This is a genomic window from Gordonia alkanivorans (assembly GCF_004011905.1).
Classification (GTDB): domain Bacteria; phylum Actinomycetota; class Actinomycetes; order Mycobacteriales; family Mycobacteriaceae; genus Gordonia; species Gordonia alkanivorans.
In genome coordinates this window covers 20,786-44,639 of sequence record NZ_CP027114.1, presented here as the reverse complement: position 1 = coordinate 44,639, position 23,854 = coordinate 20,786, and the positions used below count along the sequence as shown (strand labels likewise).

Below are 23,854 nucleotides of genomic sequence, written 5' to 3'. Positions count from 1 at the left end.
GTGACGGCACTTGATTACCCGGCGGGCAGTCTCGTCACCGCCCGGGGCCGGGACTGGCTGGTTCTACCGGGGTCGCCCGATGGCACCCTCTTGGTCCGGCCGCTGGGTGGACACGAAGACGAGACATCCGTCCTCCTACCCGACATCGACGACTTCGCTCCCGCCTCATTCGAGCCGCCCACCGTCGACGACCGGGGCGACGCGAGTCGCGCACGTCTCCTCCGTGAGGCGCTACGTCTCTCGTTCAATGCAAGCGGCGGCCCGTTCCGGTCCTTCGCCCGGCTGGCGGTCACTCCCCGCAACTACCAGCTGGTGCCGCTGATGATGGCCGCTAAACAGAACGTCACGCGGTTGCTGATCGCCGACGGCGTCGGCATCGGAAAGACCGTCGAGGCCGGCTTGATCGCCGCTGAGCTGCTCGCCACCGGAGAAGCACAACGACTCGCCGTGCTGTGCTCGCCACAGTTGGCGCCTCAGTGGCAGAGCGAACTCCGACACAAGTTCGGCATCGACGCGCATTTGCTGTTGCCCTCGACGGTGAACCGGCTGATGCGCAGCGTCCCATTCGGTTCCAGCGTGTACGAGCACTATCCGCACCTGGTGATCTCGACTGACTTCATCAAGCAGAAGACGCGGCGTGACGAGTTCGCGATTCATTGCCCCGAACTGGTGATCGTCGATGAGGCGCACACGTGCGTGCCGCATGTGGGGGTGTCGAGGTCGTCCCAGGCGCAGCTGCGTTACGCGTTGCTGCGCAGACTCGCCGACGATCCGGACCGTCACCTTCTGCTGCTCACCGCGACACCGCACAGCGGCGACGACGCCGCGTGGCAGTCGCTCATCGGGCTCCTGGACGAACGGCTCGCAAACCTCCCGCTGGACCTGTCGGGGCCCGCCCGAGATCCTGACCGGAGACTTTTAGCCGAGTTCATGATTCAGCGCCAACGCGCCGATATTCGCGAGTACCTCCGCGGAGACTTCCGCGAGGACACGCCTTTTCCGCAGCGGGAGACCACGGAGACCGCCTACAAGCTGACTCGGGCCTACCGTGACCTGTTCGACGATGTGATGGAGTACGTCCGGGAACAGGTGCGCGACCCGGCCCTGAGTGTCGTGCGTCAGCGCGTCCGCTGGTGGTCGGCGATCGCGCTGCTGCGCTGCCTGGCTTCCAGTCCGGCTGCAGCTGAACAGACCCTGCTCAACCGCTCCGCCATGGCCGGCGCCGACGACGAGGCCGAGGTCGACGCCTACGCCGAGCCGCGTGTCCTCGACACCGATCTCGACGACTCCGTAGAGGCCGAAGACGTGGCCGTCGGTGCCGACACCGGGGATGCGGACGCTCACGACACCAAGGCACGCAAGGAGTTACGTCGGCTGGCAGCCGCCGCAGCTGCCCTGAAAGGCCCACGCTCCGATGCCAAGCTCAAACGGTTGATCCCTGTCGTCGAGACGCTGATCGACGACGGTTACCACCCGATAATTTTCTGCCGCTACATCCCCACCGCTGAGTACCTCGCCGAGCACCTCGCAACGGCGCTGGGCAAGAACAAGGCTCTCAAGATCGGCGCCGTGACCGGTACGTTGCCTCCGGAGGAACGTGAGGCCCAGGTCGGTGCCCTCACCGACCATGACGGTCCACGATTGTTGATCGCCACCGACTGTCTCTCCGAGGGCATCAATTTGCAGGATGGATTCACCGCCGTGGTCCACTACGACCTCGCGTGGAACCCCACCCGTCACGAACAGCGCGAGGGACGCGTCGACCGGTTCGGTCAGCAGGCGTCAACGGTGCGCACCGTCACCTATTACGGCGAGGACAACGGCATCGACGGCATCGTGCTCAAAGTGCTGATCCAGCGGCACGAGAACATCAAGAAAGCCTTGGGTGTTTCTGTGCCGATCCCGGTCGACTCCACCACGGTCATGAAGGCGATCTGGGAGTCGATGCTATTGCGCGGACGAGACGCTGAACAGCTGACGCTCGACTTCGGCGCCGCCACCTCCGCCACCCTGGCCGAACGGGTGGAGACCGAATGGGTCAACGCCGCCGAACGGGAGAAGGTCTCCCGGACGCGGTTCCGGCAGGCAGGCCTCAAACCCGAGAGCGTCGAGCAGGTGCTCGGTGAGGTTCGCCACGCACTCGGCGGCCCAACGGATGTCGAATCGTTCACCCGGACGGCCCTGTCCCTCATGGGAGCGACCATCAGCGACGACGCGGACGGATTCACCGCGCTCGTCACCACGCTGCCCGCCGCCGTCCGCGACCAGCTCCCGCCCGGCAGAGACGGCCGGATCCACTTCCATCGTTCGCTGCCGGTCCCGTCGGGTCACAGCGTGCTCAACCGCACCGACCCGACCGTGGAGGCGCTGGCGCGCTACGTCCTGGAAGCCGCCCTCGATCCACGGCTCGAGGCGGTGGCCCGGCCCGCCCGTCGTGCCGGAGTGATGCGAACGCGCGGCGTCAGCAAGGTCACCACGCTGCTTATGGTGCGGTACCGAATGGAGGTGACCGTTCCCGGGGCGAGCGCCACCGTTACCCAGGTTGCCGAAGAGGCCCGATTCCTGGCATACACGGTCGCCGGAGGTTCGCTCACGTGGCTGCCACGGGCCGATGCCGACGCACTCCTGTCGCTCACACCGTCTGGCAACGTCGACGATGCTCTCGCCCGCAAGCAGCTCGGCCGGGCGCTCGAGCGGCTGCCCGAGTTGGACCGACATCTGGCGGCCACGGGCCGAGACGCCGCGAAAGACCTCGTGGCAGAGCACAAAGCCGTGCGCAAGGCGGCGCACACCACCGGCAGGGCGCCCGTGGTGCGGTTCCTTCCACCCGCGGACGTACTCGGTGCCTACGTGTTGCTACCGGAAGGACGTGCACAATGAGCACACTGTCGGTCCACCGGGCCGTCCGCGCCGTCGGCACCGCGTTGCCCGCCGAGGCGTTATCCCGCGCGGGTGAACAGCGGATGCCGGGCCAGCGGGCCGAGGACTACGAACTCCCACCGGGGATGACGCTCAGCGGCGCCATCGCCCGCGCCTGGGAGGCCATGGTGGCCGCCCATCGCCGATGGGTGGCCGCACTCGAACGTCTTCCGGAACATGACGCCGCAACCAAACTGACACGGGACAAGTGGCTGTTGCCCCTGCTCTACGAACTCGGTTGGGGCCGGCCCGATGTCGTCGGCGGTGGGCTTCCGGTCCCTCTCGGCCTCGGCGAGGAGCAGGCACCGCACTTTCCCATCTCACACCGGGTGACGTGGGGTGACTCCGCCGATCCCGCCGTCTGGGTGCCGTTGCATCTCGTCGGTGCCGGCATCGACCTGGACACCAGGACCGCGTCGGTGACCGCACGGGCACCGCAGGCCATGGTGCAGGACTACCTCAACCGCGAAGACCGGGCCCTCTGGGCGGTGTTGTCCAACGGCCACCAGCTGCGGCTGCTGCGCGACGCCTCGAGCCTCACACGCCAGTCCTACGTCGAATTCGACCTCGACGCCATCTTCTCCGATCAGCTCTATGCCGACTTCCGGCTCCTGTTTCTCACCGTCCACGCCAGTCGATTCGCGCCGCGGCTCGACGCCAAGACCGCTAAGCCTGCAGCCGAAGCCGAGGACGCCGACGAGGCAGACGCCGAGCACACCGAACCCAAACTCGACAATTGCTGGCTGGAACGATGGCGAACTACCGCTATCGATGACGGCGCCCGCGCGATGCTGAACCTTCAGCACGGGATTGCTGCAGCCCTTCAGCAACTCGGCACCGGTTTCGTCTCACACCCCGCCAACATCGAACTGAGAGAGACGCTCGCAGCGGCGTCCGACGCAGACCGCGACCTGCAACGGGCGCTGTTGCGTGTTGCCTACCGGTTGATCGTGTTGTTCGTCGTCGAGGACCGCGGCCTGCTTCACAGCGCCGAAGCGCCGGCAGCCGCGAGGGCTCTGTACGCCGACTACTTCTCCACCGCACGGCTGCGCAGACTCGCCGCGTCACCCATCGGCGGCTGGCACACCGACCTGTGGGAGTCGCACCAGATCGTCACCGATGCTCTTGCCGGAGAGGGACTTCCGAACCTCGGCCTCGGCGGGCTGGGAGCAAGTCTGTTCACCCGAGACGCGTTGAGCATCCTGGACGGCGCGAGACTGCCCAACCGGGCCTTCCTCGCCGCGATCCGTGCTCTCTCGCAGATCGACGACCCCGTCACCGGCGTCCCGCGCCCCGTCGACTATCGAAATCTCGACAGCGAAGAACTGGGCGGCATGTACGAGGGCTTGCTCGCCTACACTCCTCGATACCACGCCGACGACCGCACCTTCACCCTCGAGTTCGCGTCCGGAAACGACCGCAAGAAATCCGGTTCTTATTACACGCCGAGCGACCTCATCGCACTCGTTCTCGACGAGGCCCTGGACCCGCTCATCGACGACGCACTCCGTTCCGACGATCCGGAGAGCGCTCTCCTCGATCTCACCGTGGTCGATCCAGCTTGTGGCAGTGGTCATTTCGTTGTCGCAGCGGCTCGTCGTCTGGCGAACGCGCTCGCCACGGTCCGGACCGGCGACACCGAACCGGCTCCTGCTGTGCTCCGCGAGGCCACTGCCGACGTTATCGAGCGCTGCGTCTACGGCGTCGACATCAACGATCTCGCCATTGAGATCGTCAAGGTCGCACTCTGGCTTGAAGCGTTTGACGCCGACCGGCCCTTCCCGTTCCTCGACGCCCACTTTCGTGTGGGCAACACGCTGCTTGGCACCACCCCGGAGCTGTTGCGCCACAACATTCCTGACACGGCATTCGTGGCCCTCGGGGACGACGACAAGGAATGGACCAAGAAGCTCAAGGCCCGCAACAAAGCAGAACGCAACGCCGACGCGGAGCAGCTCACGATCTCGTTCGGATCGGAAACCCTGGACGTCGAGACCCGTCAGTTCACCAAAGCGGCACGAGACGCCGACGCCGGCACAGCGGCCTCTGTGGCAGCGATGCGCGAACGAGCCGACGCGTGGCGGCGACTCGAAGAAGATCCCGATCTTGTCGCCACCAAACTCGTCGCAGACGCCTGGTGCGCGGCATTCGTTCAGAACAAGACGGAGACGTCAGGGCAGGGCATCACATACGGCACTCTGCGGCAATTGTCCGAAAGTCCGGAATCGGTACCGGACACGGTGATCACCCAGATCAACAGTCTGGCGCGGCAATACCGGTTTTTCCACTGGCACCTGGAGTTTCCCGGCATCTTCACCGTCGGTGGTGACGGCAACGCCGACAGTGAGGCAGGATGGGCCGGTGGGTTCTCGTGCGTCGTGGGGAACCCACCGTGGGAGCGAGTGAAGATCCAGGACAAGGAGTTCTTTGCCAACGCCGGACGTCCCGACATCGAGGGAGCGAAGACGGCAGCCATCCGAAAGAACATGATCGAGGCACTCGAGGACACGGACCCGGACCTGTTGCGCGAGTACCACGACACGCTGCGACAGTCGGACGGCACCGCTCACCTGCTTCTCAAGAGTGGGCGATATCCGTTTACTGGGCGAGGAGACGTCAACACCTACAGCGTGTTCGCGGAAACCATGCGTACAGTCGCGGGCCCCACCGGCGCGGCGGGTATCATCACGCCGACCGGGCTGGCCACCGACAAGACCACGTCAGAGTTCTTCGCGGACACGCTGAGTCACCATCGGCTGTATGCGTTCTATGACTTCGAGAACGAGGCGAAAATCTTCCGTGACGTCCACAACCAGCTACGGTTTGCGGTCATGGCCATCGTGGGTACTGGGCGCAGAGTCAAAAAGACTAGGTTTGCCTTCTACACCCGATTTGTTTCTGATGTGCCGAGTAGGCGGTTTGAGATGGCTGCCAAGGAAGTTCTGGCGCTGAATCCGAACACCGGTACGCTCCCGATGTTCCGGAGTCGCAGGGACGCCGACATCACTCTGGGCATCTACTCGCGCCATCCCGTGCTGATCCGTGACGACGACCCCGACGGAAACCCTTGGGGACTATCTTTCGTGGCAATGTTTCATATGGCGAGTGATTCCGGGCTGTTTCACACGCGCGACGACTTGGTCGACGCGAAATTCAACGGCTGGTCGTACAAGCGGCAGGGCAAGGAGTACGTGCCGCTTTACGAAGCGAAGATGTTCGGTCACTTCGACCACCGGTTCTCGACCTACAAGGGTGCGACACAGGCGCAACTCAACAAGGGAACATTGCCGCGGCTGACCGAGGTCGAGCACGACGATCCAAGTATCGAACCATTGGCGCGATACTTGGTAGAGCGCACGGAAGTCAACGCCAGGCTTGCTGATCGATGGGATCGCAAGTGGTTGATCGGCTGGCGGGATATAACCAACGCGAGCAACGAGCGAACGTTCGTACCGTCGGTATTCCCCAAGTCGGCTGTGGGACACAAGTTTCCCGTCGCACTCCCTGCAGATCCGTCGTCGGCGGTGCTCTTGCACGCGCTCTGGTCGTCGATGGTGTTCGACTACGTGGCGAGACAAAAACTCAGTGGTACGGGGATGACGTTCTTTATAGTTAAGCAGTTGGCGGCGCCACCGCCGATAGCGTTCGAGGAACCATGTACTTGGCGACAGCAAACGACGGTCGCCAGTTGGGTGATCCCGTACGTGCTAGAACTCGCATACACCTCCGACCGGCTGAAACCATATGCCAAGGACCTCGGTGACGCCGGTCCTCCCTTCCGCTGGGACCCCGAGCGCCGAGCGCTTCTTCGTGCCGATCTCGATGCCGGGTTCATGCACATCTACGGTCTCGACCGCTCCGAGGTCGAGCATGTACTCGACTCGTTCTTCGTGGTCCGGAAATACGAGGAGCGCGACTTCGGCGAATACCGCACGCGCCGCCTGGTCCTCGAAGCATATGGCCGAATGTCCGAAGCGATCGCCAACGGGGGGAAGGGTTGGAAGTCCTTGGCAACCCCCGCCCCCGGACATGGACCGCGCCACCCCGAATAGTCAGGAGAGGACGAAGGTTGCCGACACTCGCCATCGACAAGGGATTCCTCAGGGACCTGGGCAAGCTGGAGAAGCCCGTTTACAAACGCGTCACCGAGGTCTTCGACGAATTCGATGCTGCCACTCATACGGGCTTGCACCTGGAGAAGATCGCCAACGCCCGCAACCCGAACTTCCGCTCGATCCGCATCGACCAGTCATGGCGCGGGATCGTGCTCGCTCCCACCCGTGGCGATGTGTACACCCTTCTCAAGGTGTTGCCCCACGATGATGCCTACGCGTGGGCACAACGCAGCAACGTCTCGGTCAATTCGGCGACAGGCGTCATCGAGATCCGCGACGAAGCAGAACTCGACCGCCACCTCCCGGAGGAGCAGCGACAGGTGACGGGAGCGCGCGCGCCCCTCTTCGGCGGAATTAAGGACGGCGAGCTGACCAGACTGGGTATCGACGAGAAAGTACTGGCGTTCGCGCGAACCGTGACCGACCCGGCCCAGCTCGATGCCGCAAAAACGTTTCTCCCAGAACTCCAATGGGATGTGCTGTTCGGTCTCGCTGCCGGTTACACACCAGAGGAGGTGTGGGCCGACCTCGGTGCGCACATCCTCAGTGAACCCATCGACACCGACGATCTCGACGCGGCGATCTTGCGCAGCAAAGAGCGAGTCGTCTTGGTGAGTGGCCCCGATGAACTGATGGACGTCTTCGCCTACCCGTTCGCGACCTGGCGTGTGTACCTGCATCCCACGCAGCGGGCAGCCGTCGAAGCCACGTACAAGGGACCCGCACGAGTGACCGGCGGACCAGGCACCGGAAAGACCGTCGTCGCGCTGCATCGTGCGTACACACTGGCCAAACGCGGAGCCGGCAAAGTACTTGTCACGACCTTCACCTCGACGCTCTCCGACAACCTGCGAACGGGTCTGGACATGCTCGTCGACGACGACACGGCCGACAGCCGGATCGACGTGTCCCACGTCGACCGGATCGCGCATCGCGTCTTCCGGAAGAAACACGGTGCTCCACATATTCTCACGTCCGATGACGAGACCGCGTTGTGGACGGAACTGACCGGAAAGCTGGGGCTCAGCTTCAGCGCAGTCTTTCTCGCCGAGGAATGGCGTCAAGTGGTGCTGGCGCGCCGAATATCCTCCGCGAGCGACTATCTCGCCGCAAAACGGACCGGCCGTGGCCGCGCTCTGGGGTCGGCCCAGCGCGCCCAGGTGTGGCAGGCGATCTGGGACTTCGAACAAAGCCTTCTTCAACGGAGCCTCTGGACTCACGAGACGATCCGTCGGGAGGCCACCCGTCTCCTCGAAACGGAGTCGGACAAGCCGTTCCGGCACATCGTCGTCGACGAAGCCCAGGATCTCAGTCCCGACCAGTGGCGACTCCTCCGCGCTGCGGTTGCCGAAGCTTCCGACGACGTGTTCATTGCGGGGGATACGCACCAGCGCATCTACGACCACCGGGTCAGCTTCCGCGAAGTCGGGATCAAGATCGCCGGTCGCTCGACGCGACTGAACATCAACTACCGCACGACCGCGGAGATCCTCGGGTGGAGTCTGGGCCTGCTTCGAGGCGAGCCGATCGACGACATGGAAGGCGGCCTCGACTCGATCGCCGGCTGCAAGTCGTACGTGCACGGTGAATACCCACGGCTGAGCGGCTTCACGACGGCTGAGGAAGAGGCCGCACACATCGCTGACACAGTTCGCGCGTGGCTGGACAAAGGAATTGGCCTGTCCGAGATCGGCATCGCAGTCCGCGCCAGATGGACCGCATCGAAGATCGAACACGCACTCACTGCGGCAGGAATCGACTGCATTGATCTGGCGAAAGCCGATGAGGACGACGACGCCGTGCGGATCGGGACGATGCACCGGATGAAGGGTCTCGAGTTCCGATGCATGGTCGTCGCCGGCGTCGGCGCGAAATACGTACCCGCGGCGAATGCGGTGACCGCAGCCGAGGACGACAAGCGGACCCACGACCAGGACCTCGAACGGGAACGCTGCCTGCTCTTCGTGGCATGCACCCGCGCCCGTGAGGAACTACTCGTCACCTGGCACGGCCAGGCCAGTCCATTCGTCACCGCGCTGCAGAAGAGCTGAACAGGAGAATGCCATGACCCGCCTCTCGACCTTGCTCGACGAGATCGATTCGGGCGCCGTACTGCTTCCCGAGTTCCAGCGCGGTTACGTCTGGAACCGAGACCAAGTGCGCGGTCTGATGAGGTCGCTTTACCGCGGATATCCGGTGGGTGGGTTGTTGATGTGGGAGACCACCTCGGATGACATCACCGTGCGAGGCCGAGTCGGGGGCAGCGGCACGCGTCAGCTGCTGCTGGACGGTCAGCAGCGAGTGACGTCAATGTACGGCGTCATCCGTGGCACACCGCCTCCATTCTTCGAAGGAGATGTCAACGCCTTCACCGGACTGCACTTCAATGTCGCCACCGAGGCGTTCGAGTTCTACACACCGACCAAGATGACAGGCGACCCGACCTGGGTCAGCGTGACCGAGCTGTTCCGGAAAGGTCCGTTCGAGTACCTGACCGCGTTCCCCGACGTGGAGCGCGAGGTGCTCAACACCTATCTGGAGCGATTGAACCGCATCAAAGAGATCGAGAACCGAAACTTCAACCAGGAGAAGATCACCGGAGCGGGTAAGACAGTCGACGAGGTTGTCGACATCTTCAACAAAGTCAACTCTGGCGGTACGAAGCTGTCCAAGGGCGATCTCGCGCTCGCCAAACTGTGCGCCGAGTGGCCGGAAGCGAGGAAAGAACTGAGGGATGACCTTGAGCGATGGCGCAAGGCCGGCTTCAAGTTCTCCCTCGAATGGTTGCTGCGAAACGCCACTGCGGTTGCACGGGGCCGAGCGTTGTTCTCGTCGTTGAGCGAGGTGTCGGCTGACGAGTTCCAGAGTGCGTTGAACCTTTCGGTCAACTACATCGGCACCTTTCTGGATGCGACGTCCGGTCGTCTCGGACTCGATCACGACCGAGTTCTGATGGGGCGTTACGCCACGCCCGTCGTCTCTCGGCTCCTCCACACGAACGGTGGCGGATTCTCCGACAGCGTGCATCGGGACAAGGTTCTCTACTGGTACGTCCATTCCGCTCTGTGGGGACGGTTCAGCCTTGATCCACCGACCGCATATGCGGCTGCGCTCCCATCGGGGTGAGGGTCGGGAAGGCGGATGTAGGCGTGACGGTATCGCCGGTCTGCCCGGCTTTTTCACTGGGGTCCTTGGTCGGGGCCGCTGGGGCCGGTGGTCAGTTAGCGGTCGCTGGTGGGCTGGTCGCGGAGGTGAACAGGGCTTGCCAGGCCGAGGCCCAGGGCCAGTCGGTGGGCAGGTGCAGGGTCAGTCGTCGTGCGGAGGAGGCGATGCGGGCGGGGATGTTGATCAGGTGGGTGCCGATGGTGGCCCAGCGGGCACGGGCATGTCGGGGTGAGGCCGCGGCGCCGGCAGCGCGGGCGAGGTTGAAGGCGATGACGGCATGGGCGAGCCAGGCGGCGTTGGCCGCGTATTTCCCTGAGGGCAGATGCGCCAGCGGCCCGTTCTTCAGTTCGGCGATGACCTGCTCGACGATGGCGTGATCGCGGTGATGGGCGTCGGCGTCGATCATCGGCAGGGTCGAGTTGGTGATGAACCCGTGGTGACGGTAGGTGGTGAACAACTCGTCTTGGCCATCGGCGCTGGCCGGGTTGAGGCGTTTGACGCGCCGCACGATCAACCGGCAGGTCACGTGGTCGCGTTTGCGGCGTGAGGTGAAGATCGTGACCGGGGTTTCGGCGACTTCGGCATCGGAAATCCAGCGCTGCTCGGCCTCGTCGTAGACGGCGTTGGTGTACTCGATCGGGGTCCATGCCGCCTCGTCGATGGCGGCGATCGCCGCGGTGATCTGTGGGTTGTGGCGGGCGGTGACCGAGAACCAGATGCCGGCCCGGATGGCGGCGGCGATGAAGGCGTGGCAGTAGTAGGCCGAATCCGCGCGGGCCAGGATCTGTCCGGTCACTCCGGCGGCGCGGGCGGTGTTGGCCGCCAGGGTGAGCAGGCGGCCGGAGCCGGTGTGGGAAGCGACGTTGCCGCGGCGGAGCCGGGCCCGGGCGATCACCGGTGCCGTCGTCGGGGTCGACAGTACGGCGAGCTGGGCGTTGAGGCCACGGACCTTGGAGTAGCCGAACGCAGCCGCCTGTTTGGCGTAGCCGTGGACTTCGCGGATGGTGTCGTCGATATCCAGAAATGCCAGCTCACCGGCCTCACCGAGGAGCGCCGGAACGGTTGCGGTCAGGCCGGCCAGGAGCCGGGTGGCCACGGCGTCGAGTTGCTGGACATGGCCGTGAGTGAACGAGCGCAGGTAGGTGCCCAAGGTCGAGGGTGCCCGTATCCCGGCGAAGAGCCGGTTCATCGCGCCGTGGCGGAGCAGGTCGAGGTCGTCGATGCTGTCGGCGCCGGCGAGCACGCCGGCCACGATGCTGGTCGACTTGAGGACCGGGTTGGGGCACTCCACGCTCAGGTGCCGCTCGCAGAGCTGGTGGAGGCCGGCGGTCTCGGCCAGGCGCATCACCGGGACCAGACCCGCCGCCGACACCAGGTTCGGGTCATCGAAAACTGGGGTGAGAGTGTGAGATGCTTTCATCTGCGAGATGCTCCTGTTTGGGCCGGAATTGTTGTTGTGGTAACTCCAATTCTCCAGCCCACCAGGGGCTCTCGCGTTCTACGACACGCTCAATCCCTCACATCATCGGTGGATCCAGGTTCAGCGGTTCGACCGAGACGGTGCTCCAGCAGGATTACGACACCATCGAAAGAGGCGGCGTAGATGCACTGATCGCCGCACTGGAGCGTGCTCGCGGCGGGAATCTGTCCATCGGTCCGGACGATTTCTCGGGGGCAACGAGGGGCGCGCGGTTCTACCCGCTGCTCTACATGCTGACGCGTGTCGACGGCGCACGAGACTTCGGCAGCGGATTGGAGCTCCGCGCCGAGCTGCTCGGAAAACTGACATCGCTACAAGTGCATCACATCTTCCCGAAGGCATTGCTGCGCAAGCACGGATTCGAGCGAAACGAGATCAACGCGCTGGCCAACTTCTGTTTCCTGACTCAAGACACCAACATCAAGATCGGTAAGCGCGATCCTGCCGACTACCTACCCGAGGTACAGACAAAACACCCGGGAGTGCTGGAATCGCAATGGATTCCCACGGACCCCGAGCTGTGGCGAGTCGATCGTTACGCTGATTTCCTCGCAGCTCGCCGCGAACTGCTCGCCGAGTCGGCACAACGATTTCTCGAGAGCCTCCGCAATCCGGATGGGACCCACGTAGAGGCGTCACTGCAGCGGCTCGATGTGGCTGATGAAGTCGTCGATGACCCGCGCGCCGCGCAAGTCCAGGCGCTGGTAGAGGAGCTGATGCACCGAGGTTTCGCAGCGCCCGTCGTGGACACCGAAGTCGCCGATCCCGTGACGGGAGTCGAACTCGCTGTGGCCGAAGCATTCTGGCCGGACGGACTCCAGGCGGGAGTCGGCGTACCGGTCGTCCTCGAACTTGATCCCGAAGAGGCAGATCTGCCTCGGCTGGAGGAACTCGGATACCGAGTCTTCACGTCGGTGGACGCGCTGCTGGGTTTCGTGGAGAACGAGAGCCTCGCAGCGGTTGGCGGGGAGGTGGTGGAGGAACCCGCGCCCTCCTCAACGGCGCCTGATCTGGGAGCTGTTGCCGAACAGTTCGCGGAGCGTATGACGGAGGTCTACCGTCGTGCCCTGGCAGAGGTTGGGTACAACGCCACCCATTACCGTGCCACGCTCGCCCAACTCGGACCGCACGAGACCGCACGCCGGTTGTTGGCAGCTCCCGCGGTATCTGACGGTTTCGCTGCGCTCTGGGAGCACGGACGGATGGACCTCACTGTCGAGGCGGCCGTGGTCGAGCCGGAGTTCGTCGAGTTATTCACCGACGAAGAAATCGAGGTGGCGAGGAGGCGCCTCGCGCAGTTCGGATATCCGGTGAGAGCGTCGAGCGAGTGAATCGGGGGATGGTATGGGCCCGCTGCGCTTCCACACGGTCTCGCTGTCACACCCACGCGGCATGATGGCCCCATGCCCACCGCGATGGACCGACTGACGGCAGCGGTCTCCGATGCCAAAGCCGGCTCGCCCCTGACCCAGGTGACCGTCATCGTCCCAAACCACGGTTCGGGTCGTGACGTCCTGCATCACCTGGCCAGGACCGGTGCGGTGGCCAACACGAACGTCCTCACACTCCCAGAAGCCGTGGCCAAGCTGTCCGCACCCGCCCTCGCACCCCGGCAGCCGCTCCCATACCCGCTGCTCGAAGCCGCGGTCCAGCGGGTGCTCGCCGACGCCCCGGGGGTGTTCACCGACGTCGCCGACCAACCCGTCACCGCACAGGCCCTTGCGAGCGCGGCGTGGGAACTGACCGCCATCGCCGAGCCGACCATGGCGTCGCAGACCCCGCTGGTTGCCGACCTGCTCCGCATCCACCGCGCCGCCACCGACCGTCTGACCAGCACGTACTACCTCCAGCACGAGGCATACGCGGCCGCCGCCGAGCGGCTGGACGACCTCGGCACGGTGATCGTCTATCAGCCCGTCGCCCGCAAGCATGCCGACCAAGCACTGCTGACGGAGTTGCAGCGTCGCGGCGAGACGATCGAGGCCGACTTCGCCGTCGCACCCAGCCAGGTCGTCCACACCTCCGACGCCGACGACGAGGTGCGCGCCGTCGTCCGGCTCGTCCGCAAACACCTCGCCAACGGTGTCCCGGGTCATCGCATCGGCATCTTCTACGGGGCCGACGACCCCTACCTGCCGCTGCTCCACGAGCACCTCACCGCCGGCCACATCGCGTTCACCGGACCCGAATGCCACACCCTCGTCGACCGTCCCACCGCTCGCGCACTACTCGGCTTGCTGGCACTCGACCACGACACGATGCCCCGACGGGAACTGTTCACCCTCCTCGCCGAAGGCGCACTCCGACGCCCCGAACTCGACGACACGCCGATCTCGCAGCCCCAACTCGAACGCCTCACGCGCGTCGACGAACCTATCGTCGGCGGCGTCGACTGGGAGCGCCTCACCCGCGTCGGTGCGCACGAGAAACACCACGCCAGGGCCGCGGCCGTCCACTCCTACGTCCGTCGGCTGCAGGCCGACCTTCGCGCTCTCGTCGACGCGCCGGACTGGGCGACCGTCGCCGAACATCTGAACACCCTGCTCGACAGCTACTTTCGCACGCCGAAACGCGACACCGCGGCCGCAGACCTCGCCGCTATCCGTGCCGACTGCGCGGGAATCGCCCTGATGGACGGCATCGCACCGCAACCCACCGCGGCTCGGGTGCTCGACGCGGTCTCGATCCGGCTGAACGCGCACCGAGGCATGCACGGGACGTCGGGTGCAGGCGTGACGGTCGCGCCGATCGCATCGGGGGTCGGTCGCGACCTCGACGTCTGCGTCGTCGTCGGTGCCGCAGAAGGCATCGTGCCCACACCTCGCCGCGACGACCCGCTTCTCCCGCCGGAACTGATCGGCATCACCGCCCGCGATCACATGGAACGCCAACGTCTCGCCTTCGCCGGGGCCGTGAGTGCCGGCCGCACGGAACGGGTCGTCACCTTCCCGCGCGGCAGCCTGCGCGGCGGCGCCGAGAAGGTGCCGTCCCGCTGGCTGCTGCCGGCGCTGGCCGACCTCGCCGGGCGTGACGTCGACGTTGTCAACTGGCAACGCGCGACCGAGAATTCGCCGCAGATCGTCGCAGTCGACTCCTTCGACGTCGCCGCCCAACGCGCCGACGAGCGCATCGGCGCCTCCGCGGCCTCCGCCACCGAATGGCGCCTCCGCGAACTCGCCGCCGTCCCCGCAGACAGTCGCCGCGGCGCGCTCGACGATCCGATCATCAACCGCGGCATGCACATGCGCAGCGACCGCCTCAACGGCCGCTTCACCCGGTTCAACGGCAACCTGTCGTCGGTCAGCGAACTCATCACCACCTTCGATCAGCCGGTGTCGCCGACCGGCCTCGAACTGTGGGTGCAGAGCCCCTACCAGTACTTCCTCGAACACATCCTGCGGCTGCGTGCCCTCGACGACCCCGACGAGATCGCCCAGATCGACGCACTGACGCGGGGAACCCTGATCCACACCATCCTCGAGCGGTATGTCCGCGCGACCATGGACGGCGCAGAGCTCGACCTCGCCCGCCTACGGATTGTTGCAGCAGAAGTCCTCGACGAGGCGCAGGCCAACAGTCCGGGCTGGCTCGAACAGCTGTGGGCCAAGGACCGCGGCACCATCATGCGCGACTTGGACGAATGGTTCACCCACGACCATGCCGACGCCGCCGACGGCTGGCAGCCGACGCACGCGGAGGCGGACTTCGGCCTCGACACGCAAGGCAGTCACGAGGTCTCACTGGCACTAGGCGAGAACACGATTCGCTTCCGCGGGCAGATCGACCGCATCGATCGCCACCATGGCGGCCGCATCCGCGTCACCGACTACAAGACCGGTAAGGCCGACAAATACAAGGACCTCGCCGAGAGCACACCCACCAACTCGGGTCTCCAGTTCCAGCTCCCCGTCTACGGACTGTTCGCCCGCACCTTCGGCGCCGACGTCGAAGCCCGGTACTGGTTCATCACCAGCAAAGGCAAGTTCGCCTCGGTCGGCTACCCCGTCACCGACGACGTCGTCGCCACCCTCATCGACGACATGACGCTCGTGCACAAGTCGATCCGGGCCGGCTACTTCCCGCCCAAGATCGAAGACACCCACTGGGACCTGCCCGTCATCGACCTCCTCGGACGTGCCGGGCTGCGACGCGCCTGGGCCGCACTGGAACACGTCGACGAACTGTCCGACTACGTGCAGAAGTACGGAGGCTGAGATGACCGCAGCACAACTCGCCGACCAGGCCGCGCGCGATCGCATCACCACCGACACCGACGCCACCCTGTTCGTCGAAGCCGGCGCCGGCAGCGGCAAAACCCATTCGCTGGTCGGCCGCATCTGTCACCTCGTGCTGCACGACGGCATCGAACTCGACGCCATCGCCGCCATCACCTTCACCGAGAAAGCCGCGGCCGAACTCCGTGAACGCGTGCGTGTCGAGCTCGCCACACACGACACCGACCGTGCGCGAGCCGCTCTGGAACAGATCGACACCGCCGCCATCGGTACGCTGCACGCGTTCGCAGCCCGCATCATCGGCGAGCATCCCCTCGAAGCCGGTGTGCCACCACGCATCGCGGTCGTCGACGCCATGGGCTCCCAGCTGTCCTTCGAACGCCGCTGGCGTCGCATGCGCACCCGACTGTTCACCGACGACGCCTCACCCATGCTGGTCGACGCCATGGGCATCGTGATGGCCGCCGGCGCATCGCTCGACCAGATGCGCACACTCGCCGACGCATTGGACCGCAACTGGGATCGCCTCACCCTCGACGACGATCCGCAGGGCATCGCACCCGCCGACATCGACCGCATCCTGTGGGAGACCGACACCATCATCGACAAGCTCGACGATTGTCTCGATCCGGAGGACAAACTCGCGGTCAAACTCGAGGAACTCCGCGAATGGCGGATCCTGGTTGCCGCCGAACGTGATTCCTTCGGATGGGTCCCGATGGTGGACCTGTGCCCGAAGCTCGGCAACGTGGGTCGGGGGTCCGCGTGGCGCGGTGGTGTGGCGCAGTGCAAAGAGATCAAAGCCGCCGCCAAGGCGCTGCGCGAGGAGATCTGCTCCGACGTGGTCGGCACCTACGTCGACGGCGCGGTGCGCGTGGTGGTCCGCCACCTGTCGGAGATCGTCCTCGACGAGGCGCGCGAGCGGCAACGCAGCGGACAGCTCGAATTCCACGACCTGCTCGTCCTGGCCCGCGACGTACTCGGAAAGCCGGAGGTCGCCGCAGCCGCCCATCGGCGCTACCAGCGAGTCCTCCTCGACGAGTTCCAGGACACCGATCCGCTGCAACTCACACTGGCACAACGCATCGTCGCCGGTCGAGACGAAGCCGGTCGGCTCTTCACCGTCGGCGACCCGAAACAATCCATCTACCGCTTCCGCCGCGCCGACATTGCGGCGTACATGTCCGCGCGGGATCGCACGCCGCCGGCCGACGTCGTGCAGCTGACCACCAACTTCCGGTCCACGCGTCCCGTCCTCGACTGGGTCAACGCCGTCTACGGCCGGCTCATCGTCGCCGAGCATCACGTGCAGCCCGACTACACGCCGCTCGACCCGGCCCCGGGCCGACCCCGCTGGGACGTCTCCTGGGGGCCCAAGCCGTTCGTCTTCCCCGACACCGAGGAACCCGTCGACGACGAGGACGCGCTCTCGCCCGCCGAAGCCCTCCGCGCACGCGAGTCGCGCGACGTCGCGAGGATCATCGCCACCGCCGTCGAGATCGGCTGGCGCAAGGAGACATTCGATGGCGATGCGTATGAGCATGTCCCATTGCGCTGGAAGGACATCTGCATCCTCATCCCGTCGCGGGCGGTACTGCCGTTCCTGGAGAAGAGCCTCGACGCCGCGGGTATCGAGTTCCGTTCGGAGGCATCGAGTCTGGTGTACTCGACGCAAGAGGTGCACGACCTCCTCGTCACCTGCCGCGCACTCGCGAACACCGCCGACGAAGCCGCACTTGTCGCCGCCCTCCGCACCCCGCTGTTCGGCTGCGGTGACGACGACCTACTCCGCTGGAAGGCCGCCGACGGCCGATGGAGCATCTACGCCGATGCGCCCACCGACGCGCTCACCGAATCGCCGGTGGCGGCCGCATGTGCATACCTGAAGGCGCTGTCTTCGGAACTGGGGGACCTGAACCCGGGCGCACTGCTGAGCCGCCTGGCGACGGATCGTCGGGTGTTCGAGGTGTCCATGGATTCGCCCCGTCACCGCGACGTCTGGCGGCGTCTCCGCTTCGTCATCGACCAGGCCCGCGCCTGGTACGCCGAAGACCGTGGCTCACTGCGCGACTACATCGACTGGGCCGCCACCCAGGCCGACGAGAACGCGCGCGTTGCCGAGACCGTGCTCCCCGAGATCGGCGTCGACGCCGTGCGCATCATGACCATCCACGCCGCCAAGGGATTGCAGTTCCCGATGGTCGTCGTCGCCGGCATGAGCGGCGGATTCCGCACCCAGCCCGAACCGCTGCTGTGGGACGAGGACGAGAAGCTGCAGGCATGTGCGTCGAAGAACGTGGCGTCGAAAGGGTATGCGGCAGCAGCAAAGACCGAAAAGGCGCACGCCGAGGCGGAGAAGAAGCGCCTGTTGTACGTCGCCTGCACGCGCGCCGAGAGTCACCTCGCGGTCTCCGGATACGTCGGGAAGAACGCATCCTGGGGAGCCGCGCTCGCACCCGCGCTGGAGGGTTTGCCCAACGACGTTCCGGAGCTCGTCGAACCGGTCAGGCGCGACGACGAAGCGATCGCCCAGCACGAACGACAGGCCTGGGTCGACTGGTCGGCGGAGACCGCTGCGATCGAGACCGCTTCGACGCTCCGCGTCTCCTACTCGGCGACGCGGATCGTCCATGGCGTCGATGACGCCGAAACAGTTGTGCTGCAGGGGTACCGGGATTCCGGACGGCTGACAGCGCCGGTAGCCGAACAGATCCCGGTCGGCACCGCGAGCCCCGACAGCGGCGCGACGCTGGGTACCGCCCTGCACGCGCTCCTCGAACAGGTGGCCCTGGGAACCGCCGTCGACGACGAATTCGACGAGACCGCCCGGCGTGCGGCCGCACTCGCCGGCGTGGTCGACGTGGATCATTTCGTGGCGCTGGCGCGGTCGGCGTTGCAGTCAGCACCGGTTCAGCGAGCTGCCGTCCGCGAGCACTGGAAGGAAATGCAGCTCGCCGGTCCTGGACCCGACGGTGCCACTGTGGTCGAGGGCATCGCGGACCTGGTGTACCGCGACGACGACGGTTCGTTGGTCATCGTCGACTACAAAACCGACGTCGGAGTTTCCGCCGAAACCCTCGAGGCGTACTGGGCGCAACTCGCGATATACGCCGATCTACTGCGAAATGCGACTGGGGAGAAAGTGTCTCGGCTACAGCTCGTGTTTTGCCGGCCAGGGCAGGCGGCGGTCGTCGAACGTGCTCTGCGCCCGGCGGACCGATGAGCCATTAGCTCTCGTCGGGCCGCGGGTGCAACGTCTCCCAAGTGTGTGGCTCCGCAGATCTGAGCGTCGTCGGGTCGACCAGATAGATACGCCCATCCTGTCCAACGAACTCGTGGTAGACCGCGTCTCCCCAGGCTGCGGCGTGGGGACTCGGGCCCCGCGGCGCATACCGTCCGATGACGACTCTGCCAGGCTCACCCTTGCGCGAGTACGGCCGGTAGACGTTATCGGGGATCGCAGCGGTGCGGGCTCGCGCCACGACGTCGTCGTCGAGGTCGGTCGGCAACGGTTGGTAGCTACCGTCGTCGTCTGTCCACTCGTACTCACAGGAGCCGCAACGATACTCGAACGTCACCGGGTCGTATCTATCGCACCCGGCGAGGAGGGTTCCCGGTCCCGGTGGTCCCGCAGGGAATCCCCGGTCCACCTGGCAGGTGCGTATCGCCGAACAGCGTGGGCACAACGGGCGGAAACCGAACATGAGGTCGTCGGAGCTCGGCGCGAGTGGACGATGAAGCAGGTCGTGGCAGGTGAGGCACACGACGATCGGGCCGTAACCGAAGAACTCCAACTCCTGGATGTCGACGAGCAGGTGATGTACGAGGACCGGCTCCTCGTCTGCCCACTTCCCGCAGCATGCGCACCGCGAGTACGGTTCGACAGGTTCAGAGTGAGCAACGCATCCCCGCTCGTCCAACTCACGCCACGGCGTCGGAGACTTCTCCTCGGCCGAGATCGCCGCGATCAACCGTTCGCTCGACGCCGTGTCGAGGGTTGCCGGGGCGCTCGGTAGAGGAGTGCCGAGCCGGCGTTCGACAGCTCTCACCGAGAGTCCGTCGTCGAACGGTCCCAGATACTGGTCGTACGAGTCCGGACCCGTGGAGTCGTGGTGGGTTTCCTCCACCACGACGACGGCCGACGCCGGGCTGTCCGTCGTCACGATGACAAACAGATCTCCCGCGGCCCAGCGCGCGGGAAACGTGAACCCGAGATCGTCGAGGTCCAGATCGTCGTCGGGGTTGTAGTAGAAATCGACGGCCTGCCGCCAGGGCGCCACGCCGACGAGGTGGACGCGTCGCCGTCCGGTCTCCGGGTCGTCAGGCATCTACCGTGCCTCCGCTTGTTTCACGTTATCTTCAGTTTCCACGCACCCAGCAACTCCGAAGTGAGTTCGCGAGACAGTTTGATCGAGTCGGCGTCGTCATTGTCTACCGCCGAATTGAACTCCCGAAGACGCTGCGTCCCCAACGCTCGTCGGAGTGTGGTCGTCGTCCGTGATCGCAATCCGCGTTGCGACCGAACAAGCTGGTAGCGACCGGAGTCCCGGTGGGGAATCGGACCGGCCGCCGCAGCGTAGGTGACGACCGGAGCCGACACCTCTCCAGAAGAACAGAGGAACAGCGCTGTGTTCATCGAGAATCCGGCATCGTCATCCTGTAGCTGCATCGCCCAAGTCTGGAACTTCGGGATCTGTTCGACGCTTTCCTCTATTTCTCGCCGTTCTTCGTCGGTCAGATCGTCGTCGACGGTGTGCACTAGGATGCCGTTGGGTCGGATGCCCTTGACAAGCTCGGTTTCCGCAGACGTCCCCGTCACACCGGGCACTGCAGCCCGGGCGTTTTCCTCCCACACGCGCCGCAGCTCGTCAAGGCGTGCCGCGCTGATAGGGTCCGCGTCTCGCAGCGTGTCTTCGACAAATGTGCGTGCTTCTCTGACGACGGTCTTTTGATCTGTCAGGATCATTGCCTCTGACGATCGTTGGGAGTTCGCCGAAGCATTGGCAGAGCCTACGATGGCCCACTCCGCAGTCACGAAGACCTTCGCATGCAGCTCAGCCAGAGACCGGACGTCCACCCCTCTCGACTGCAGAGTGTGGATGGCTGCAGGAGACGTTGCGTGGGATGCGACCGCCTCTCTGCTCGCATTGATGACGAGCTTGTCGCCGGCAGCCAAATGTCTCAGGAGATGCGGTCCATCGATGCCCAGGAAGGCAACCGCGACCCTGCGTGGCCCACGCCGGCGCAGTGTGGTCGAGATCTTCGGCCAGGGCTTGTCGCCAAGGAACTGAACCGTCACGCATCCGACTGTGCCACAAGGTGCACGCCGGGGGTGCAGGGTTTCGCAGAGCGCTACACCTCGTGTCCATGGCCATGAGAAAGTCCCCACTGGTGGCCAGGTCGAGGTCCCCGCTGGTGGCCAGATAAAAGTCCCCACCCTGTGTTCGTCGTGTCGACCCGGAACTGAGGGCCCAGGCGATGACGGTGAAGGTGCCAACCGATCACTGTCACCGCCTGGGAGTTCCATTGAAGTCTGCGAAGGACCGTATGGACATCATTTCTGCTTACCGAGAACTCGGAAGCTATCGCGCCGCCGCCGAGGTGTGCGGCACCACCCACAAGACCGTCAAGCGTGTGGTCGACCGGTTCGAGGCCGACGATCAACCACCAGATCGCATGGTACGGGCCCGCAACTACGACACCGTTGCCGAGCTGGTCGCTGAGCGAGTCGAGCGGTCGCGCGGCCGGATCACCGCGAAACGTCTGCTATCAGTAGCGCGAGCGGCGGGTTATGCAGGCTCGGCCCGCAACTTCCGTCGTCTCGTCGCTCAGGAGAAAACACAGTGGCGCCGTGACCATCATCGTGGGCGTCGCCCGGCAGTGTGGGCTCCGGGTGACTACCTGGTCATCGATTGGGCCGTGATCGGCGGGCTACACATGTTCTGCGCGGTGTTGGCGTTCTCACGCTGGCGGTTCGTTCGGTTCGCCACCAACGAAACATCCACCACCACACTCGGATTCATCGCCGAGGCGTTGGAAGAGATCGGTGGAGTACCCAACAAGGTACTCGCTGATCGGATGGGCTGCCTCAAAGGTGGGGTCGTCGCCAACGTCGTCGTACCGACCCCCACGTATGTGCGGTTTGCCACCCACTACGGGTTCGCCCCGGACTTCTGTCACGGCGCCGATCCGGAATCGAAAGGGATCGTGGAAAACCTGTGCGGGTACGCGCAGTCGGATCTGGCGCAACCGTTGTGGACCGAAGCCAAGATCGCCGCAGGTCGTGACGACGTGCAGCTGGATGTGCACGCAGCGAACCGGGCCGCGCGGGACTGGTGTGTCGAGGTCAACACCCGCCGCCACAGCGACACACTGTGCGTGCCTGCTGAGCAACTCGATGTGGAACGAGAAGTGCTGTCGAAGTTGCCATCTCTGCGGGCCCAAGTCGGTCCACCGCCGGTCACCCGTAAGGTCGATCGCCTCTCGTGTATCCGGTACGCCTCGGCCCGCTACTCGGTACCCAACCGGCTCATCGGCACCACCGTGACCCTCATCCAGGACGGTGAGCGGCTCCTGATCGCCGAACCCGCCTCCGGTGAGATGGTTGCCGAACATCTGCTGGCCGCACCCGGAGAGGTCGTCCTCAACGACGACCACTACGGGGGGCCACGCACACCGCCCAGTCGTGCACCACGACCCAAAACTGCGGTGGAGAAACAGTTCTGCGCTCTCGGTGAGGTTGCTGAGCAGTTCCTGGTCGGTGCCGCGGCGATCGGCAACACCCGCCTGGGCGGTGAACTCGATGACATCCTCGGCCTGGTCACCTCCCACGGCCATCAACAGGTGCTCACCGCTCTGACCAGGGCGGTGGCGTTCCGACGGTTCAAGGCCGCCGATGTGCGTTCGATCCTCGATGCCGGAGCCGGCACCCCCAACCCGCGACCGGCCGGCACAGCACTGCTCGGGCATCTGCCTACCGCGCCCACCCGCTCGCTGGATGCCTACAAGCTCGGCGCCGGCGACAAGGAGGTGTCATGACCACCACAACATCGACATCAGTTGCACCCCAAACAGTGCCGCCACTACCGGCCGACCTCGACCACGCGCTACGCCGATTGAAACTGGCCTCGATCCGCCGCACCGCACCCGAGGTGCTGCTCACCGCGAAAACTCAGCGGTGGACACCCGAAGAAGTACTGCGGACCCTGGTCGAAGCCGAGATCGCCGCTCGTGATGCCTCCAACATCCGCAACCGACTCAAAGCTGCCGGGTTCCCGCTCACCAAAACCCTGGAATCGTTCGACGTGGCCGCATCGTCCATCCCGGCCAACACCTTCGAATACCTGTCCTCGCTGGAATGGGTTCGGGCCCAACACAACCTGGCCTTGATCGGCCCAGCCGGGACTGGCAAGAGTCACACCCTGATCGGGCTGGGGATCGCCGCAGTGCACGCCGGACACAAAGTGCGGTACTTCACCGCCGCCGACCTCGTGGAGACCCTGTATCGCGGGCTGGCCGACAACACCGTCGGCAAAACCATCGACACCCTGCTGCGCCAAGATCTGCTCATCCTCGACGAGATCGGATTCGCCCCGCTCGACGACACCGGCACCCAACTGCTATTCAGGCTCGTCGCCGGCGCCTACGAACGCCGCTCTCTCGCGATCGCCAGTCACTGGCCCTTCGAACAATGGGGACGCTTCCTGCCCGAACACACCACCGCCGCCAGCATCCTCGACCGACTCCTACACCACGCCACCATCGTCATCACCGACGGCGACTCCTACCGCATGACACACCGAACGGAGGTACCACCCACCTAAAACATCCCGCACAGGGTGGGGACTTTTACCTGGCCACCAGCGGGGACATCAAACTGGCCGTTGACACCTCGGGGGCGATTCGCGCAGCGAATCGCCCCCCCGTCGCCGTATTGAATC

Annotated in this window: 12 protein-coding genes; 9 read left to right on the top strand and 3 right to left on the bottom strand. The window is 65.1% G+C overall.

Annotated elements, in window-relative coordinates; genetic code table 11:
* The 4 genes from C5O27_RS00165 (at position 1) to C5O27_RS00150 (ending at position 10,160) form a co-directional block, all read left to right on the top strand.
* The gene (locus tag C5O27_RS00165) at positions 1-2,880 is read left to right on the top strand and encodes a helicase-related protein (RefSeq protein ID WP_127961574.1); all 2,880 of its coding nucleotides are present in this window, start codon (positions 1-3) and stop codon (positions 2,878-2,880) included.
* 188 nt (positions 2,881-3,068) lie between these two features.
* Positions 3,069-6,971 carry an Eco57I restriction-modification methylase domain-containing protein gene (locus tag C5O27_RS00160; RefSeq protein WP_244216563.1) on the top strand — a complete coding sequence of 1,301 codons (3,903 nt, stop codon included), beginning with the start codon at positions 3,069-3,071 and terminating at the stop codon, positions 6,969-6,971.
* Positions 6,972-6,988: 17 nt separating this feature from the next.
* Positions 6,989-9,085, top strand: a complete 2,097-nt coding sequence (locus C5O27_RS00155; protein ID WP_127961572.1) for a UvrD-helicase domain-containing protein — start codon at positions 6,989-6,991, stop codon at positions 9,083-9,085.
* A gap of 13 nt (positions 9,086-9,098) precedes the next feature.
* On the top strand, positions 9,099-10,160 hold the full coding sequence (locus tag C5O27_RS00150) for a DUF262 domain-containing protein (protein ID WP_244216562.1): 1,062 nt from the start codon (positions 9,099-9,101) through the stop codon (positions 10,158-10,160).
* A gap of 91 nt (positions 10,161-10,251) precedes the next feature.
* Here C5O27_RS00150 and C5O27_RS00145 read toward each other — a convergent pair whose 3' ends face one another.
* Entirely contained in the window at positions 10,252-11,619 is a 1,368-nt protein-coding gene (locus C5O27_RS00145; RefSeq protein WP_042378977.1) for an IS1380 family transposase, read from the bottom strand.
* Positions 11,620-11,759: 140 nt separating this feature from the next.
* Between C5O27_RS00145 and C5O27_RS00140 the strand changes: the two genes are divergently transcribed.
* The 3 genes from C5O27_RS00140 to C5O27_RS00130 all read left to right on the top strand — a co-directional run bounded on the left by C5O27_RS00140 (position 11,760) and on the right by C5O27_RS00130 (position 19,137).
* Positions 11,760-13,010: a hypothetical protein gene (locus C5O27_RS00140; RefSeq protein ID WP_244216561.1), complete on the top strand. Its 1,251-nt coding sequence runs from the start codon at positions 11,760-11,762 to the stop codon at positions 13,008-13,010.
* A gap of 72 nt (positions 13,011-13,082) precedes the next feature.
* The gene (locus C5O27_RS00135) at positions 13,083-15,893 is read left to right on the top strand and encodes a PD-(D/E)XK nuclease family protein (protein WP_127961571.1); all 2,811 of its coding nucleotides are present in this window, start codon (positions 13,083-13,085) and stop codon (positions 15,891-15,893) included.
* Position 15,894: 1 nt separating this feature from the next.
* Positions 15,895-19,137 (top strand): UvrD-helicase domain-containing protein, encoded by a 3,243-nt coding sequence (locus tag C5O27_RS00130; protein ID WP_127961570.1) that lies wholly within the window; start codon positions 15,895-15,897, stop codon positions 19,135-19,137.
* Positions 19,138-19,141: 4 nt separating this feature from the next.
* Here the strand turns inward: C5O27_RS00130 and C5O27_RS00125 are convergent, their stop codons facing one another.
* Positions 19,142-20,242, bottom strand: coding sequence for a hypothetical protein (locus C5O27_RS00125; RefSeq protein ID WP_035753345.1), 1,101 nt, complete (start codon positions 20,240-20,242; stop codon positions 19,142-19,144).
* A 20-nt stretch (positions 20,243-20,262) separates the two neighbouring features.
* On the bottom strand, positions 20,263-21,213 hold the full coding sequence (locus C5O27_RS00120) for a phospholipase D-like domain-containing protein (protein WP_127961569.1): 951 nt from the start codon (positions 21,211-21,213) through the stop codon (positions 20,263-20,265).
* Positions 21,214-21,440: 227 nt separating this feature from the next.
* On the opposite strand from C5O27_RS00120, the gene istA reads away from it, so the two are divergent.
* Entirely contained in the window at positions 21,441-22,952 is a 1,512-nt protein-coding gene (istA, locus tag C5O27_RS00115; RefSeq protein WP_127961568.1) for an IS21 family transposase, read from the top strand.
* Positions 22,949-23,737 (top strand): IS21-like element helper ATPase IstB, encoded by a 789-nt coding sequence (gene istB / locus C5O27_RS00110; protein WP_006902471.1) that lies wholly within the window; start codon positions 22,949-22,951, stop codon positions 23,735-23,737. Before istA ends, istB begins: the two co-directional genes overlap by 4 nt.
* Positions 23,738-23,854: the final 117 nt, after the last annotated feature.